General features: G+C 70.1%; 11 protein-coding genes. 7 read left to right on the plus strand and 4 right to left on the minus strand.

Annotation, left to right across the window (positions count from 1 at the left end):
- Positions 1-317: 317 nt before the first annotated feature.
- Complete coding sequence (gene grxD, locus GGD89_RS18210; protein WP_184048494.1) at positions 318-659, plus strand: Grx4 family monothiol glutaredoxin; 342 nt, start codon at positions 318-320, stop codon at positions 657-659.
- A 120-nt stretch (positions 660-779) separates the two neighbouring features.
- Here the strand turns inward: grxD and GGD89_RS18215 are convergent, their stop codons facing one another.
- A complete protein-coding gene (locus tag GGD89_RS18215) occupies positions 780-1,289 on the minus strand; it encodes a PilZ domain-containing protein (protein ID WP_184048510.1) in 510 nt (169 codons plus the stop codon).
- A 445-nt stretch (positions 1,290-1,734) separates the two neighbouring features.
- On the opposite strand from GGD89_RS18215, the gene GGD89_RS18220 reads away from it, so the two are divergent.
- From GGD89_RS18220 to GGD89_RS18230, 3 genes are all read left to right on the plus strand, one after another.
- Complete coding sequence (locus tag GGD89_RS18220) at positions 1,735-2,637, plus strand: Crp/Fnr family transcriptional regulator (protein ID WP_184048513.1); 903 nt, start codon at positions 1,735-1,737, stop codon at positions 2,635-2,637.
- Complete coding sequence (locus GGD89_RS18225) at positions 2,630-3,454, plus strand: tetratricopeptide repeat protein (RefSeq protein ID WP_184048516.1); 825 nt, start codon at positions 2,630-2,632, stop codon at positions 3,452-3,454. The genes GGD89_RS18220 and GGD89_RS18225 overlap by 8 nt, the downstream gene beginning before the upstream one ends.
- A 429-nt stretch (positions 3,455-3,883) precedes the next feature.
- Complete coding sequence (locus GGD89_RS18230) at positions 3,884-6,283, plus strand: HD domain-containing phosphohydrolase (protein WP_184048518.1); 2,400 nt, start codon at positions 3,884-3,886, stop codon at positions 6,281-6,283.
- Positions 6,284-6,353: 70 nt separating this feature from the next.
- Here GGD89_RS18230 and GGD89_RS18235 read toward each other — a convergent pair whose 3' ends face one another.
- On the minus strand, positions 6,354-9,401 hold the full coding sequence (locus tag GGD89_RS18235; protein ID WP_184048521.1) for a PAS domain-containing protein: 3,048 nt from the start codon (positions 9,399-9,401) through the stop codon (positions 6,354-6,356).
- A gap of 426 nt (positions 9,402-9,827) precedes the next feature.
- On the opposite strand from GGD89_RS18235, the gene GGD89_RS18240 reads away from it, so the two are divergent.
- The 3 genes from GGD89_RS18240 to GGD89_RS18250 all read left to right on the plus strand — a co-directional run bounded on the left by GGD89_RS18240 (position 9,828) and on the right by GGD89_RS18250 (position 14,509).
- Positions 9,828-11,459 (plus strand): electron transfer flavoprotein-ubiquinone oxidoreductase, encoded by a 1,632-nt coding sequence (locus GGD89_RS18240; RefSeq protein ID WP_184048524.1) that lies wholly within the window; start codon positions 9,828-9,830, stop codon positions 11,457-11,459.
- 135 nt (positions 11,460-11,594) lie between these two features.
- A complete protein-coding gene (locus GGD89_RS18245) occupies positions 11,595-13,544 on the plus strand; it encodes a tetratricopeptide repeat protein (protein WP_184048527.1) in 1,950 nt (649 codons plus the stop codon).
- Complete coding sequence (locus GGD89_RS18250) at positions 13,541-14,509, plus strand: 4-(cytidine 5'-diphospho)-2-C-methyl-D-erythritol kinase (RefSeq protein ID WP_184048530.1); 969 nt, start codon at positions 13,541-13,543, stop codon at positions 14,507-14,509. Before GGD89_RS18245 ends, GGD89_RS18250 begins: the two co-directional genes overlap by 4 nt.
- Here GGD89_RS18250 and GGD89_RS18255 read toward each other — a convergent pair whose 3' ends face one another.
- A complete protein-coding gene (locus GGD89_RS18255) occupies positions 14,510-15,064 on the minus strand; it encodes a L,D-transpeptidase family protein (protein WP_425503059.1) in 555 nt (184 codons plus the stop codon). It lies immediately after the preceding gene.
- An 11-nt stretch (positions 15,065-15,075) separates the two neighbouring features.
- The gene (locus GGD89_RS18260; protein ID WP_184048533.1) at positions 15,076-16,710 is read right to left on the minus strand and encodes a hypothetical protein; all 1,635 of its coding nucleotides are present in this window, start codon (positions 16,708-16,710) and stop codon (positions 15,076-15,078) included.
- Positions 16,711-16,872: the final 162 nt, after the last annotated feature.

Below are 16,872 nucleotides of genomic sequence, written 5' to 3' on the forward strand. Positions count from 1 at the left end.
GCCCGACCAACAGCCCGCCAGGGTCCGCCGCTCTCGACTGTCCTGGTTCACACGAGGTCTCCGCCGCCTGACCATCTGCGCCGTCAAAGCAACACAGCCACCGCCCCTCTGGAGCGCATGGCAAACTGAACTCATGCTGAGGGTCCGGCGGTCCACCCCGTTGACAGGTCCGCCGAAGCACGCCATATCCACGGCCCGAACAGTATTGGACCAGATTGGTCTTATTTTTCTGGGGGTTCTGGTCGGGCGCCCATGCCCGCCACATGCGCCCAGACGCCATTGCCCACGCGGCATCCGCTCGGAAGGGAAGGAACACCATGACCGACACGCTGGCCTTCGATCGCATCCGCCAGGACATCGCCGACAACGACGTGGTGCTCTACATGAAGGGCACGCCATCGGCGCCGATGTGCGGCTTCTCCGCCGCCGTGGTGCAGGTGCTGGCCCATGTGGGCGTGACCTACAAGGGAGTCAATGTCCTGGAGGACGAAAGCATCCGCCAGGGCATCAAGGACTTCTCCAACTGGCCGACCATCCCGCAGCTCTATGTGAAGGGCGAGTTTGTCGGCGGCTGCGACATCGTGCGCGAAATGGCGCAGGACGGCGAACTGGTGTCCCTGCTTCGTGAAAAGGGCGTGCCCACGGCCACCGCAGCCTGACGGACACGACTTAGGAACACGGCGCCCCGTTTTCCGGCGGCGCCGAGAGACTCGCTCAGCGGTGTGGATCCCGTGGTTTCCGCGCCTGCGGCGGGAGCCACGGGGTCCGTGGGTCGTGGCTCACCAGGGGCCGACCTTGTTGCCCAGCAGGGCGACAAGGTCGCCGTGCGCCTTGTGCATGGCTTCGGCGGTTTGGGCGATGGCCTCGTCCTGGGACAGCCCGAGGGAGTCGAGTCGCTCCAGCACGTCCTCAATCTCCAGTTCCATCACCACGCGCAGCAACTCTTCCAGGGGGCCGGGGGGCGGGGCCAGGGACGGGCGGTCGCCTTCGGTGAAGCGGATGCCGATCTCCTCGCCCACATGCCGTACGACCTCGGCGTCCAGGGTTTCCCCATCGGACAAGGTCAGGCGCAGACGGCCGTCGATCTGCGTCGTCTCGGACAGTTTGACCCGCGCGCCCGTGGCCGAGATGTCCCGCACCACGCAATAGATGGTGGTTTCCCCGTCGCCCATCACCAGCCAGGCGCCCTTGACGATCCGTCTGCGCTTGGCGCTGCGGCGCACGGGGGCGGCCTTGCCGGCCTGGTCCACGCCAGTCTGGTCCACGCCGGTCTGATCCGCGTCGCTCATTGTCGTGTCCCCTGATCCGCTGTGGCCGCGCATGGTCCGCGAGGATAACGCCCGGTCCTCGATCCGCACATCTCGGCCTCGGGCGTCCGCCGGGGCCGTCCGCGCCGAGCCGTTGCCAAAAATGTATCGCGTTGACGGGGGGCCATCCACCGTTTTGACCCACCGGGTCATGGGGTGGGTTGGCGGCGTGCGTGGGCCTGATGCCGGCGGTCCCGCCGCCTCGGGGGGGGCGGACGGCCATGGGATCCGTGCCAAAAAGGGGATTACGCGGCCGGGCGACCCACATTATGGTGGAGTCGTGCTGGGGTTGGGCACTCCAAGGAGATGGCCGACGCCCCCCGTAAGGTCCGGACGGCTGGTGCCCCCTGACCCGAGAGGCGGCTCGCGGTTTCCGGACGGGCGGGCTGGGGGTGGTGGTCGGTTCGCGATCCAGAAGGAGAGTGACATGGGTGGGACGGAGTCCCCAGGGTTGACGGCGCCGCCGTCGACCAAGCCGCCATTGGGTGGCGCGGATACCGACGCCGCCGCGATCGGTGGCAAGGCGACCCTGGATGGCAATCAGCTCCTGTCCCATCTGAGCCCGGACAGCCGGCGCGCCATGGTGACGCTGTGCCGCTGGCGCCGTCTCGATGTGGACGACGTGGTCTTCGATCAGGACGATCCCAGCCAGGACGTTTACTTCATCGTCGAAGGCCGGTTGCGCATCGTGGTGTACCGATCGCCCGAGGACGCCCGCGTCCAGACCGGCGCCGGCGACACCCCGCGCGCGGGATCGCCGGCCGGAGTGGATCCGGGCGCCGCGCCGATGCCCGCCGAGGACGATCGCGGTGATGGCGTGGCCGTCGAGCCGCTGGTCGACGAAGGCACGCCCATGACGCTGGTCGAGATGGGCGGCGGCGATACCTTCGGCGAACTGTCGGCCATCGACGGGCGCATGCGGTCCGCCCGCGCGGTGGCGCTGGAGCCGACGATCCTGGCCGTGCTGGATGGTCCCACGTTCATGAGCCTGGTCCAGCAGCATCCGGCGCTGTCCATCGCCCTGCTGCGGCGCGTGGCCGGGTACCTGCGCAACTCCAACCAGCGCATGTACAACCTGTCCACCCTGACGGCCAAGCAGCGGGTGTACATGCAGTTGATGCGGCTGGCCGAGGTGAACCCGGACCGGCCCATGGAATGGATCATCAGCCCTCTTCCGGCGCATACGGACATCGCCTTCTGGTCCGGCACCAAGCGGGAGACGGTCGCGGCCGCCATCGGCTGGCTCGCGCGGGAGGGGGTGGTGATGCGCCAGAACCGCGCCCTGATCATCCGCCAGCCGTCGCGCCTGAAGGCCCTGGCTCATGTCTGACCGGGGTCGTGCCGCCGCTACCCTGGTGATCCCCCTGGCCGTGGTCCTGGCGTTGGGTGCCTGCGCCACGCCGGCCGATCCGGGATCGCCCGAGGGAGATCGGACGGAGGTGCTGTTCCGGACGCTGGAGTCCATGGCCCGTCAGAGCGAGGCCCGGAACGACTACGCCAAGGCGGTCGAACAATACGGCCGACTGGCGACCGAGGACCCGGACAACGAGACCTACATCCTGGGCGTGGCACGAAACCAACGCTACGCCGGGGAGCCGGTCCAGGCGCTTCGCCTCTTGCGCCGCGCCCTGACCCGGGAGCATCTGACCGAGACCGTGCCGGTGCGGCTGGAGCGCGGCCGTGCTCTGCTGGCGGCTGGCATGCTGAGCGATGCCCGAGCCGAGGTCGAGGCCCTGCGGCGCGATGCACCGACCGCGCCGGGCGTGCATGGCCTGGCGGGGCTGGTGGCCGACCGCGACGGCCGGCATGCCGAGGCCCAGGCGGCCTACCGCGCCGCCCTGGACCTGAATCCCGATGACCTGCGATCGGCGAACAATCTGGCCCTGTCGCTGGCGGTGACCGGATCCCTCGACGAGGCCATCGCCCTGCAAACGCGGACGACGCGGCATCTGGATGCCACGATTCAGATGCGCCAGAACCTGGCGCTGTTGCATGCCCTGGCCGGGAACATGGGCGAGGCCGAGCGCATCACGCGGGACGTCCTTCCGGAAGATCGGGCCCGCCGCGTGGTCGCCGACCTCTGGCGGTTGTCCGGGCACGACGGCACGGCGGCGGCAACTCTCGGGGACGGGTCGGCGATGCCCTGATCGCCGCTCGATCCGCTTGATCCGGTCGACCCGCGTGGGCCGTGCCACGGTGAGCCTCGGGCAAGGACCTCCGGGCGGGTCGGGGTCGGACTTTCCGCCGAAACCGTGCTATCGTTCCGGCGGTGTGCATATCATGGTGCGACACGGAGACATGTCTCTGGGTGCCGAGGTCGGTCGGGTTCGGGTTGTCCTCGTGCCCGGGGGCCGGCGAGGGGCGGCGCGGACCGGGTTGGGGGACCCGCTGGGGACGTTGGCGCGGGGCTCCTGCCCGATGCGCGGCCAAGACCCGGGCTACGGCCGATCCGGCGTGTTGGGCATGGTGGCGGAGGCTCCATGAGCGGGACGGGTGACACGACACCGCGCGGTCGGGGCGGTGGTGAGCAGGCGACCAGGGGGCAGGCGGCCGGAGTGGCGCGTCGCGGGCCTTTCGTGTCCCTCCGGACCAAGCTGTTGTGGCTGTATGTGCCGTCGCTGCTGCTGGTCATGACCGTTGTCTTCGGCGTGATCGAATGGCGCGCCCACAGCGCCGCCGCGCGCGACCTGACGCAGCGGCTCGACGCCTTCGTCGCCACCAGTGCCGATGTGCTGGCCGCGCCCTTGTGGCAGTTCGACGATGCCTTGACGCGGCAGTTCGTGGCGGTGATGGCCCAGCATCCCGACCTGCGGGCGATGTCCGTCGTCACCGTGGACGGGCGGCCGGTGGTCGAGGTCGGCGAGACCGAGGCCATGCAGGCCGACATCGACCTGTTCCGGGTCGGCCGCATCATCTATCGCGGTCGCGACACCGAGATCCAGATGGGGTCGCTGCTGGTGGCCTTCGACGAGGATCGGCTGTGGGTGGCCCTGCGCCAGCGTCTGGTGTCCGACGTGGTCATCGCCACCATCATGGTCCTGGTGCTGATGACGCTGGTGCTGGTCACCACCGGGCGCCTGATCTTCCGTCCCCTGAACCGCCTGCATCAGGCGATGATCGCCGATCCCGAACCCGGCGTCGTTCGCCATGTGCCGGTGTCCAGCCGCGACGAGCTGGGCGAGGTGATCGATGCCTTCAACACCATGGAGGGGCGCCGGGCCTCGCTGGAGGAGACGCGAAGCCGGTTGATCGATCTGGGCATCCTGATGGGGTCGGAGCGCAATCCCCGGCGCCTGGTGGAAACGGTGCTGCGTTCGGCGACCGAACTGTGTCACACGGATGGCGGCACGGTCTATTTGCTGGATGAGGAGCGGGACCGCCTGGAATTCGGCATCATTCTCAACACCAGCCTCGGCATCCGCCTGGGCGGGGACGGCGGCGACCACATCCCGTTCGCGCCCCTGCCGCTGCATGACTCCGACGGCGCGCCCAATCACGCCAACATGGCGACCTACACGGCGCTGACCGGGCGGACGGTGCACATCCCCGACGTCTACGACAGCGACGAGTTCGATTTCACCGGGCCGCGCGCCTTTGATGCGGACAACGCCTATCGCACCACCTCGCTGCTGGCGGTGCCCCTGACCAACCGGCGCGGCGAGATCACCGGTGTGCTGCAACTCATCAACGCCAGTGACCCGCGCGCCGGAACCACCCGGCCCTTCGACGAGTCCGAAATCTCCGTCGCCCAGGCCCTGGCGGCGCAGGCCGGGGTGGCGCTGGAAAACCAGCTTCTGCTGGAGGCCCAGCGCCGGCTGATGGACTCCTTCATCGAACTGATCGCCGGCGCCATCGACGCCAAGTCGCCCTACACCGGCGGGCATTGCTCGCGCGTGCCCGAGGTCACGCGCCTGCTGACCGAGGCCGCCTGCGAGGATCAGGGCCCCTTCCGCGACTTCGATCTGACCGAGGAGGACTGGTACGAACTCCATATCGCCAGTTGGTTGCATGACTGCGGCAAGGTGACCATCCCCGAATACGTGGTGGACAAGGCCACCAAGCTGGAAACCATCTACAACCGGATCCATGAGGTCCGCACCCGGTTCGAGGTGCTGTGGCGCGACGCCGAGATCGAGGAGTGCCGGGCGCTGCTGGCCGGGGCGCCGCCCGGTGCCGCCGCCGCCGCGCGCGAGGACCGCCAGCGCCAGCTTCTGGACGACTTCGCCTTCGTGGCCGAGTGCAACATTGGCGGCGAGTTCATGGGAGAGGATCGCCTGGCCCGGCTCCAGGCCATCGGGGCGCAATCCTGGACCCGGCACTTCGACGACCGCCTGGGGCTGTCGCAGGCCGAGGACCTGCGCCTCCAGGGGGTTCCGCCCCAGCCGTTGCCCGTCCGGGAACGCCTGCTGGATGACAAGCCCGAGCACGTCATCCCCTGGCCCGGCGGCGTGCCGCCGCTGACGGCGGACAACGCGCGCGGCTTCACCATGCTGGCGCCGGATGACCAGTTCAATCTTGGCGAGATCTACAACCTGTCCGTCACGCGCGGCACCTTGACCAGGGAAGAGCGCTTCAAGATCAACGACCACATGGTCCAGACCATCATCATGCTGGAGAGTCTGCCCTGGCCAAAGTCTCTGCGACGGGTCCCCGAGATTGCCGGCGGCCATCATGAAACGATGGACGGCCGGGGCTACCCGCGCGGCATCAAGGCCGCCGACATGTCCATTCCGGCCCGCATCATGGCCATCGCCGACATCTTCGAGGCGCTGACCGCCGCCGACCGTCCCTACAAGAAGCCCAAGACCCTGTCCGAGGCGCTGAAGATCATGAGCTTCATGCGCAACGACAACCACATCGATCCGGAGCTGTTCGACCTGTTCCTGCGGTCGGGTGTCTGGCGGCGGTACGCGGAGACCTACCTGCTGCCCGATCAGATCGACGCCGTCGACATCAGCCAGTACCAACGCGCCTGACCGCGGGACCGGACCACGGCAACGGGCAGGGCAACGGGCGAGGTCCGTCGTCTTCCATGGCTGTCGTCGTCTAGGCAGGCGGGTCGGACACGGGACCATGGGCCGCCCCGGCGATCCCGTGCTTGAGCAGGCGGTCATCGCGCCGCCGTTGCAGCCAGGCATGAGATCGGCGCACATGCCCCAGCAGGGCGCTCAGGGTGCGGCCGATCGACTGCTGCCCGGCCGGTGTGCAGGGATCCTGATCTTCCACCGTCCGATGGAGCTGATGCACCGAGAACACCAGGGAGTCGGCGTCGGCCCGTGGGTCCTGGTCGTCGCGGGACAGACCGAAGCCGAAGATGCCGTCCGCGTTGGCGTGCACGAACACGCGATAGCACTCCACCTCGCGGATCAGGAACTCGATCTCGCCATCCACCGTGGTCCGGTCGGCCTGGCGGTGCGCGATCGTGTCGGACAGATTCTTCAGGCGGGCCACGATGCGCACCTGGTGGGTGTTCAGGGTCTCCAGCAGGGTGACCCGGTCGCGGACCACGGTGGCGTCGTCGGCGCCGTCGGCCGACTGCTTGGGCAGCAGCAGGTGCACCACGGCGCCGGTCCCGGCCTGCGTGCCGAGGGCGTCGTCATCCGCGTCGGCGAACCAGATGTCGCCGCCGTGGCGTTCGATGATCTTGCGGCACAGGGCCAGACCGACCCCGGTTCCGGACACCTCGTTCTCGGCGACCAGGCGCTCGAACACCCCGAACACCCGATCGCGCATCTCGGGGGGCACGCCCGTGCCGTTGTCGGCCACGGTGATGCGCCAGTGGGCGGCGCCGGCCTCGCGGCAGCGGATGGCGATGCGGGGCCGGCGGTCGGCCGGCACGAACTTGACGGCATTGCCGATCAGGTTCTGGAACAGACGCACCAGATCCGATCGTCGCCCGCTGATGGTGGGCAGGTCGGGGGCGGTGCCGATCCGGGCCCCGCGCTCGGCGATGGTCGCGCTGAGGTTGGCCAGGGCCTCGGCGACGACGTCGGCCAACCCAACCGGTCCCGCCTCGTCACCGTCGCGTCCGACTCGCGAGTAGTCCAGCAGGTCCAGGATCATCCGGTCCATGCGGCGCGCCCCGTCGATGGCGAAGCCCAGGAACTCGGCCAGTTCGGAGTCGACGGCGGGACCCATGCGATGTTCGATCAGCCCGAGGAATCCCGACACCATCCGCAGCGGTTCGCGCAGGTCGTGCGAGACGGCGTAGGCGAACTGGCTGAGGTCGGCGTTGGACTGCGCCAGGCGTGCCTCAAGACGCGCGTGGTCGGTGATGTCGTGCAGAACGCAATGCGCCCGGAGGAACGCGCCGTCGTCATCGCGCTGGACCTGACCGACCATGTGGACGGTCACCATGGCGCCGTCGATGGGTTGCAGGTCCAGAACGATGTCGGCCTGATCGTCGCGTAGAATCCGGGCCAGCCGCTTGATGCCTGTGGGGCGCCCGTGCTGGGCCAGGAAGGCCCCGAACACCTGGCCGACGATCTCGGCGCGGGGTCGGCCTAGCATCTGGCACAGGGGGGCGTTCAGGTCGACAATCCGTCCGGCGCTGTCCAGCGCCACATAGGCCATGGGGGCATTCTCGAACAGTCCCCGGAACCGGGCCTCGCTTTCCTGCAACGCGGCTTCGATCGCCTTGCGGTCGGAGATGTCGCGGTTGGTTCCGACCAGGCGCACGGGCCAACCGCAGTCGCGTTCCAGCACGCGGCCCCGGGATTCGATCCACGTCCAGCCGCCGTGCGCCGTGCGGTGGCGGTATTCGATCTGCACGGTTTCGCCGACCATCCACTGGGCGCGGATGGAGGCTCGAACGGCATGCACGTCATCCGGATGCACCGCCGACAGCCACTCGTCCACCGTCATGTCATGCTGGCTGGGTGGGTATCCCAGCATGTCCTGGAAGCGGTCGTCGACATGACCCTGGCCGCTCCGCAAGTCGAACTCCCAGGTGCCGTCCCGCACCGCCAGGGTCACCAGGCGGTAGCGATTCTGAATGTCCCGAAGGCAGCGTTCGGTTTCCATCTGGCCGGTGACGTCGACGATCACGCCGTGCCAGAGCACGCTGTCGTCCGCCAGACGCTCGGGCGTCGCGCGTCCGTCCAGCCAGATGATCCCCTTGGTGGGATGGCGGGCCCTGTACTGCTCGTGCCAGACGGCGCCGGTGCGCGCCGAGGTCAGGATGGACTCCCGGATCCGGGCGGCGTCGTCCGGATGCAGGGCGGCGAACACCGGGCCGGCGTCGTCGCGAACATCGGCGGGGCCGATGCCGTAGACCTCGCGCATGCCGTCGCTGGCATACGGAAAGCACGACCGGCCGTCGGCGAACAGGCGGTATTGATAGATCACGCCGGGAACGTGCGCGGCGAGTCGGATCAGCCGGTCTTGCAGATGGCGAACATCCACCGACCGGTCGGCGGCCAGGGTCTCGGCGCGGGTGGTGGCGTCGCGGGCGCGCAGTTCCGCGCTGGCCTGCGTGGCGATCTGGCGTGCCAGGGATTCCATCAGGCTGAGAATGGCGGGCAGGCGAGCCGCGTCGATCACGGGGAGCTCGTCCAGGGCCTCCCGAAACGCCGCCTCGGCGAGGTCGTGGCGCCGGCGCAGGGCGTCGAAGTGGTCCCTGTCGGCGGGACCCGGCAAGAACGGGCCGGCCTTGAGGGTGGCGACGTGCAGGCCGTCGATGTCGACCCGGGTGACGGCGTCATTCAGGCCATGCGGGCACGGCGCGGTGAACGACGCCGCGTCCGCCTCCAGACGCTGGGCCAGGGCGATGTCGTGCCGGGTGCAGACGCACCCGGCGGTCGGGTGCGGACGCAACAGGGCGGTGCACAGGCGCTGACAGCGCGACGTGGTCAGCACCCGCCCCTGACGGTCGAGCAGGGTGACCGACAGGCCCGTGACAGCCCGCAGATCCTCGAACAGCGGGGCTAGGCCCGGCAGGTCCAGGCAGGTCAGCAACAGGGCCTCGCGGGCGCGGGTGGCCGAGACCGGCTGGCGTGTCGCCGTGGCGGTGGTGTCGGGGCACGAGGGGACCGAACCGCACCGTGACGCGGAAACGAGTCCGGACACCGTTTTGCCCAGGGGCTGATCCCGCATGCGTATTACCCAAACCCGGGGCAATCCGTGCACGTCCCGGCGCCCATGGCCGGCATCCCTTGCAACACCCCGGAATCCTTCCAATTCAAGGGTACAGGGCGCCTCCGGTGCCGGGCAATATGGCGAAACGTCATGACCGGCGGGTCCGGGGCCGGCGGATCCGCCGATCGGAGTAGGACTCTTGGCCGGGCGCGCGATGCCGGATGAGGGGGGGCGGATCGCCGTGGCGGGGTCGGCGCGATCGGAGGGGTTCGGTTTTCCCCCGGAGGGGTCCATATGCTATAGCACCAGGCGAGAGTGGGACGGGCGCGCGTCCGTCGCAGGCAACCCGATCACGGGCGCGTGAGTGAGACGCCCTTGATGGGACCACACGGGCAATGCCGGGGACCGGAAGACACGACATTCCGGCCGCGAAGGAGAGGATTCATGGAACGGGAAGCGATGGAGTTCGATGTCGTCATCGTCGGCGGCGGTCCGTCCGGTCTGGCGGCGGCGATCCGCCTGAAGACGCTGGCGGCGGAGACGGGCCACGACCTGAGCGTCTGTGTCCTGGAAAAGGGGTCGGAGGTCGGCGCCCACATTCTGTCCGGCGCGGTGATCGAGACCCGGGCGCTGGACGAACTGATCCCAGACTGGCGTGATCGGGGGGCGCCGCTGGACACGCCGGCCGGCAAGGACCGCTTCCTGTTCCTCACCGAGAAGCGGCACGTCACCCTGCCGGCGCCGCCGCAAATGCACAACGCCGGCAACTACATCGTCAGCCTGGGCAACGTCTGTCGCTGGCTGGCGGAACAGGCCGAGGCGCTGGAGGTGGAAATCTACCCGGGGTTCGCCGCCGCCGAGGTGCTGTATCACCCGGACGGGTCGGTCAAGGGCGTGGCCACCGGCGACATGGGCGTGGGCAAGGACGGCGCGCCGACGGCAAACCACGAGCCGGGCGTGGAACTGCATGCCCGGCAGACCATCTTCGCCGAAGGCTGCCGGGGATCGCTGACCAAGGGCCTGATGGAGCGGTTCGATCTGCGCAAGGGCGTGCAGCCGCAGACCTACGGCATCGGCATCAAGGAACTGTGGGAGGTGGAGGCGGCCAAGCACGCGCCCGGCCTGATCGAGCACACCATCGGCTGGCCGGTGCCGCGCGACGTTTACGGTGGCTCCTTCCAGTATCACTTCGGCGACCGGCTGGTGGCCGTGGGCTTCGTGATCGGCCTGGACTACACCAACCCCTACCTGAGCCCGTTCGACGAGTTCCAGCGCTTCAAGACCCATCCGAGCATCCGGCCGACGTTCGAGGGCGGCCGGCGCATCGCCTATGGCGCCCGGGCCCTGGCGGAGGGCGGCTGGCAGTCGCTGCCCAGGCTCACCTTCCCGGGCGGCGCGCTGGTGGGGGACACGGCGGGCTTCCTGAACGTGCCCAAGATCAAGGGCACCCACACGGCCATGAAGTCCGGCATGCTGGCCGCCGAGGCGGTGTTCGAGCATCTGAAGGCCGAGCGTGACGGATCCGTCAGCGGCTATCAGGAAGCGGTCGCGTCCTCCTGGCTGGGCAAGGAACTGAAGGCGGTGCGCAACATCCGCCCATCGTTCAAATGGGGCCTGTGGGGCGGCCTGACCTACTCGGCGCTGGAAGCCTATGTGTTCCGGGGCGCCATGCCCTGGACCCTGGGCCATCACGAGGACCACGCGGCCCTGAAGCCGGCGGCCGAGTGCACGCCCATCGACTATCCCAAGCCGGACGGCACGCTGACCTTCGACCGGCTGTCCTCGGTGTACCTGTCCAACACCAATCACGAGGAAGATCAGCCCTGCCACCTGACCCTGAAGGACGCGGGCGTGCCGGTCGGCGTGAACCTCGCCACCTTCGCCGGACCGGAGGCGCGCTTCTGTCCCGCCGGGGTGTATGAGTTCGTGGACGATCCGGCGGCCGGCGGCCAGCGCCTTCAGATCAACTTCCAGAACTGCGTGCACTGCAAGACCTGCGACATCAAGGATCCGACACAGAACATCAACTGGGTCGTGCCACAGGGGGGGGATGGTCCCAATTATCCCAACATGTAGGGCGATCCGCGCCTGAAACGGGGGCATCTGGGGGCTTTGGCCCCCGGACGGAGCGGTCGTGTCTTGCGTCTCAAGGGTTTGCCCGTCATGCTCGGGTGGTCCGACGATGGCACCTCGCCCTTTCAGGAGTGTTTCATGGCGTTGTCCGCCGTTCGCGTGCTTCCGGTGTCCTGGTCATCTCACGGGCGCAGGCCTTCCCGTCTCCTGGCCCGTGCCGGCGGACTCGTCCTCACGCTGGCGCTGGTACCGGCGGCCTGTGCCCAGCCACCCGGCGGCGGCGCGTCGGACGCCGCGTCGGCGCGGATGCCTTGGCAGGTGGCGGAGGACGGCGGGACAGGCCAGGGAGTCGGCGCGGATGACGGAGCGACCTTTCCGGGGGCGGCGGTCATGGTGCCGGCCCGCGATCCGGGGACCATGGCGCGCGCGCTGGGGAAGTTCCTGGCCGGGCGGACCGCTCAGCACGCCAACGACATTCCCGCCGCCGCCGATAGCTATGCCGCCGCGCTGGAGGCCGACCCGGACAATCCGGAGCTGATGCGGCGCGCCTACTACTATCTGGCCGCCGATGGACGTCTGCCGGCCGCCCTGGAGACGGCCCGGCGAGCGCTGGAGGTCATGCCGGACGACGACTTCGCGCCGCTGCTGCTGGCCACCGAGGCCATGCGCGACGACGACCCGGCGACGGCGGTGACCCTGATCGACGGACTGGAGGTGATCGGCCTCAACACCTTGCTGCGGCCGTTGCTGGGGGGATGGGCCAGGCTGGGACGGGGCGATGGCCTGGCGGTCGCCCTGGAAACCCTGGAGCCGGCCAACAGTCTTCCCTCGGCGCGTCCCCTGGTCGAGTTGCACGCCGCGATCATGGCCCGGGTGGCGAACGATGCCGCGATCAGCCGCGCGCGCCTCGACGCCTACATGAAGGACCATGCCCTGGACAGCCCCCGCGCCGGCCGGCTGGTGGCGGAACTGCTGGTCTGGCAGAACCGCCCGGACGAGGCGCGGGCGCTGGTGCAAGAGCAACGCGCCTCCCGGCCGGGCTCGCTCATGCTTCAGCAACTGGCGGAGCGCCTGGAGGCGCCCGATCCCTCGACCGCCATGTCGGCCCTGCCGTCCACCGCCGGCGAGGGGTTCGCCGAGGCGCTGTATCATGTCGGCCTGGTGGTCAACCAGGGGCAGGGGTCGGACACGGCCATCGTGCTGTTCCAACTGGCGCGGGCGGTGCGGCCGGACTTCCCGACGGCGGCCGTGGCCATCGCCGAGACCCTGCGCCGCATGGATCGCTTCGCCGATGCCGACCGGGTGCTGACCGACCTGGACACCAGCGCCGATCCGGCGCTGGGCTACCTGGTCCAGCTCTATCGGGCCGAGAACTTGGAGAACATGGACCGTGTCGACGACGCGCTGGAGCGCTACGCGGCGTTGGCGGACGCGCGGCCCGATCAGGCCGAGCCGCTGGTGGACATGGGCGACCTGTTGCGCCGGGAGGAGCGCTACGGCGAGGCCGCCGCCGTCTACGGCCGGGCGATCGACCGCCTGGCCGAGGACGATCCCGGCCTGTGGCCGATCCTCTACCGGCGCGGCATCGCCCACGAGCGAGCGGGCCAGTGGGCCCGGGCGGAGGCCGATTTCCTGCGCACCCTGGAACTGCACCCCGGCCAGCCCGAGGTGCTCAACTATCTGGGCTACTCCTGGCTGGATCGCGGCGAGCATATCGAGCGCGCGGTGGAGATGATCCAGGACGCGGTGCGCCAGCGACCGCGCGACGGCTACATCGTCGACAGCCTGGGCTGGGGCTACTACCTGCTGGGCCGCTACGCCGAGGCCGTGGAGGAACTGGAGCGGGCGGTGGAACTGCGGCCCCAGGACCCGACCATCAACGACCATCTGGGTGACGCCTACTGGCGCGTCGGCCGGCGCACCGAGGCCCGATTCCAGTGGGAGCGCGCGCTCAGCCTGGAGCCCGATCCCGGGCAGGCCGAGGATCTGAGGCGCAAGCTTCGCGAGGGCCTGGGCGATCCAGACGCCGGGACACCGGCCGACGGCGCCGACGGCGCAGATGACACCGGTGCGGAGGACGCGCGGTGACCGTACCGAGCCCGTCCCCGTCTCCATCGCGCGCGTCCGATCCGGCCCTTCGTCTGGCGGCGCCCGCCAAGGTCAACCTGTTCCTGCACGTGGTGGGGCGACGGCCGGACGGCTACCATCTGCTCGACAGCCTGGTGGCCTTCGCCGGTGTGTTCGACACCGTGCTCGTCGCGCCTCCTCCGGAGGACGAGGGGAGCGGGGAGGGGGAGGGGGAGGCTCTGTCCCTGACCGTGGAGGGACCGAACGCCGGTGCCCTCGCCGACCTGTCCGGCGACGACAACCTGATCCTGCGGGCCGCCCGCGCGCTGGCCGAGGCCGGAGGGGTGGCGCCGCGCGCGCGCGTTACCCTGGTCAAGAGGCTGCCGGTGGCCGGCGGTATCGGCGGCGGTTCGGCGGACGCGGCGGCGGCGCTGCGAGGGCTGTACCGCCTGTGGGGCCTGACCCTGGGGGATGGCCCCATGCTTGATCTGGCCCTGTCGCTGGGGGCCGACGTGCCGGTGTGCCTGTTCGGGCGGGCCGCCCACATGACCGGGATCGGCGAGGGCCTGACGCCGGCGCCCTCGCTGCCGGCGGTGCCCATGGTGCTGATCAACCCGGGGGTTCCGGTGTCCACCCCGGCGGTGTTCCGCGATCGGTCGGGGCCGTTCTCCCATCCCGCGCCCCTGCGCGACGCACCGATCAACGCCATCGCCCTGGCCAACGAACTCATCCTGCGCCGCAACGACCTGGAGCGGCCGGCGCGCGGGCTGGCGGACGCGGTGGGGGATGCGCTGGCCTTGCTGACCGACCAGCCCGGCGCCCTGTTGACCCGCATGTCGGGCAGCGGTGCCACCTGCTTCGCGCTGTTCGGCACCGAAGCCGAGGCCGAGCAGGCGCGCGCCTACCTGGCGGCCCTGCGTCCGGCCTGGTGGGTGGAGCGAACCGTCCTGGTCTCCGACGCTCGCGCCCTGGATGCCCAGGCCTAACTAACCTGGCGTCCGGATGTCCAGCACCGGGTTGGCCGGCAACGCCGCCAACACCTCAAGCAGGTCCGCCAACGGCACCGCCACGCAGCCGGCCGTGGGGCGAAGCCCATGCCGTGCACCCGGATCGGGCAAGGCGGCATGCAGGAAGATGGCGCTGCCCCGTCCGGGGTCGGGCGGATCGTCGTTATGCCCCAGGACCACGATCACGTCATACAGACCGTCGTCGCGCCACAGGCGTTCGTACCCGGCCGGGTGCGGCAGCGTCACCAAATGGTTGTAGTCGTGATGGGTTGGATCGTCGCACCACCCCAGGGCCGGTGTCAGTGGCGTGACGGACAGGCCCGAGACGCCGACGGAGGGCGCGGCGATCAGGCGGTCGGCCCGGTAGAACAGGCGCCGCAGCGGCCAGACGCCGGCCGGCGTGCCCCCGTCGCCCTCGCGCTTGACCGCCGCCGGGACCACGCCCGCGCGCCCCAGGGCGCACGGCTGACGGTGTGCCTCGTCGCGGCGCAGCCAGCCGTCCGGGTCGACCACGAGGGGGTGCGCCAGCGTCACGATCACGGGCGTCAGGATACGGGCTGTATGGCGCCCGCGCCATCGCGCAGGGCGTCATAGCGGCGCATGGCGTCCATGACCTGGTTGGAAAACCAAGGCTGGGCGACCACCGGCGCCGACCCGTCCCCCGCCGCGACAGGGGTGGGGACGGCGGGCGTGGTCGTCGCCGTGGCTTCGCCATTGCCCGCCACCGGCATGGCGCGGAACGCCTCGGGGCGTGGATAGCCGCCGGTCACCGGCGCCGGGCTGACGGTGTGGCCCAGACCCTCGGCGGCGCGCCGGGCCTGGGCGGCGACGGCATTGGCCACGGTGCCGCCCTGCTCCAGGACGCGGGCCATGGTCGCCGGATCGGGGAGCAGGTTGGCGAATCCGGCGGCGTCGCCGCCGTTGATGGCCGTGCGGGACCCGGCCCGGCCTCGGCCCGACGGCCGTCTGTCGGCGTCGACCGCCGGGGTCACCGGACGATCGCGATAGTCGGCGAGGGTCATGCCCGTGGGGCGTCCGTCCGCCGCCGCGACCTCCGTCGCCGCGCCGGCGGCCGCGCCAAGACCCTGGTTGGGACCCAGGCCGGGCAACGACGCGCCCTGGGCCGCCGCCAGGCGTGTCCGCAACGCGTCCCGGCCGCGCTGGATGTCCGTCGGCACCGCCGGTGCCGCCATGGCCGCCGGCTGTCGCGTCGACGGATCGTCCGGGGCGCGATCCTGTCGAGGGTTGCGAGAAGCGTCCTGGTCCTGGCCCTGCGTCATGGTTGGCGTCTCGTTCTGGGGCATGTCCTGACCCTGGTGACCCGGGTCGGTGGCGGCGGCTGGTGCGACGGCCGTGCGGGCGGCGAGTTCGGCGCCGGTGATCCCGCCCGGCGCTGTGGTGATCCGTGGGCTGCCATCGCCGCGGGAGGGACCGCCGCCGGACTGCTGGGTGACGAAGGCGGCCAGGGCGGCCGATTGCGCGCCGGTGAGGGTGGGCACGGCATCGGCGCGCGTCAAGGTCCGCGCCTGCGCGCCGCCGTCGAAGACGGCGCCGGGCATCAGGCGATCCCCCTGGCCCGACAGCAGCAGGCCCCCCAGGGGCGCGGCATAGGGATTGGCCCATGCCGAGGAGACGGTCCCCGACGCGAGTGCGCCCCCGGTGCCGCCGGGATTGGTCACGCCCGTGAACACGGTCACGGGGGATGTCGCCACGGTGGTCGCGTCCGCCTGCACACCGCCGCGCGCGGCCAGCAGGGTCGCCCCGAGGGGCGCGCTGGGCGCGGCGTTGGCCACGTTGTCGGGAAGCGGCGCCATGGTGGCGGGCCGGGTACCGTCGTCCGACAGGAAGGCGGCCATGGCCAGTTGGCCGGGGTCGCTGCCGGTGGCCTCCTTGACCACGGCGTTGGCCACGCCGAACACGGCGCCGATCGGCCCGCCGAACAGGGCACCGCCGGCCACGGTGGCGAAGGAGCCGATCTCGTCGCCCGTCAGTTCGCGGTAGATGCTGCCGATGATGGGGATATGCTGGAGTGGGTTGAAGATGTCCACCACGTCCCAGAAGTCGAACATCGCCAGCGTTTCTTCGAACGTGTATGACCGCTGTCCCTCATACTTCGGGTTGCGGGCCAGGCGATACGGCTGTGATGGGGTGTCGGTCGCGGCGACGGCGTCGACTGCCATGGCGGACTCCTCTTCCACCAGAGTGGAAAGCAACCCATATGCCAGCCAGGGTTCCCGCGTGGAGCCACTAGGGCCTGTTGACAATCACCGACCTGCGATGATGGCTGCGACAAGGTACCAGTTTGCGGTGTAGCTGCTGTCGGTCTTGTCGTATCGTGTTGC

The sequence above is a fragment of the Roseospira visakhapatnamensis genome, assembly GCF_014197915.1.
GTDB classification, from domain to species: Bacteria; Pseudomonadota; Alphaproteobacteria; order Rhodospirillales; family Rhodospirillaceae; genus Rhodospira; species Rhodospira visakhapatnamensis.

Coding starts and splice junctions, on each gene's coding strand:
- grxD (WP_184048494.1), top strand. CDS start 318: ATGACCGACACGCTGGCCTTCGATCGCATCCGCCAGGACATCGCCGAC.
- GGD89_RS18215 (WP_184048510.1), bottom strand. CDS start 1,289: ATGAGCGACGCGGATCAGACCGGCGTGGACCAGACTGGCGTGGACCAG.
- GGD89_RS18220 (WP_184048513.1), top strand. CDS start 1,735: ATGGGTGGGACGGAGTCCCCAGGGTTGACGGCGCCGCCGTCGACCAAG.
- GGD89_RS18225 (WP_184048516.1), top strand. CDS start 2,630: ATGTCTGACCGGGGTCGTGCCGCCGCTACCCTGGTGATCCCCCTGGCC.
- GGD89_RS18235 (WP_184048521.1), bottom strand. CDS start 9,401: ATGCGGGATCAGCCCCTGGGCAAAACGGTGTCCGGACTCGTTTCCGCG.
- GGD89_RS18240 (WP_184048524.1), top strand. CDS start 9,828: ATGGAACGGGAAGCGATGGAGTTCGATGTCGTCATCGTCGGCGGCGGT.
- GGD89_RS18245 (WP_184048527.1), top strand. CDS start 11,595: ATGGCGTTGTCCGCCGTTCGCGTGCTTCCGGTGTCCTGGTCATCTCAC.
- GGD89_RS18260 (WP_184048533.1), bottom strand. CDS start 16,710: ATGGCAGTCGACGCCGTCGCCGCGACCGACACCCCATCACAGCCGTAT.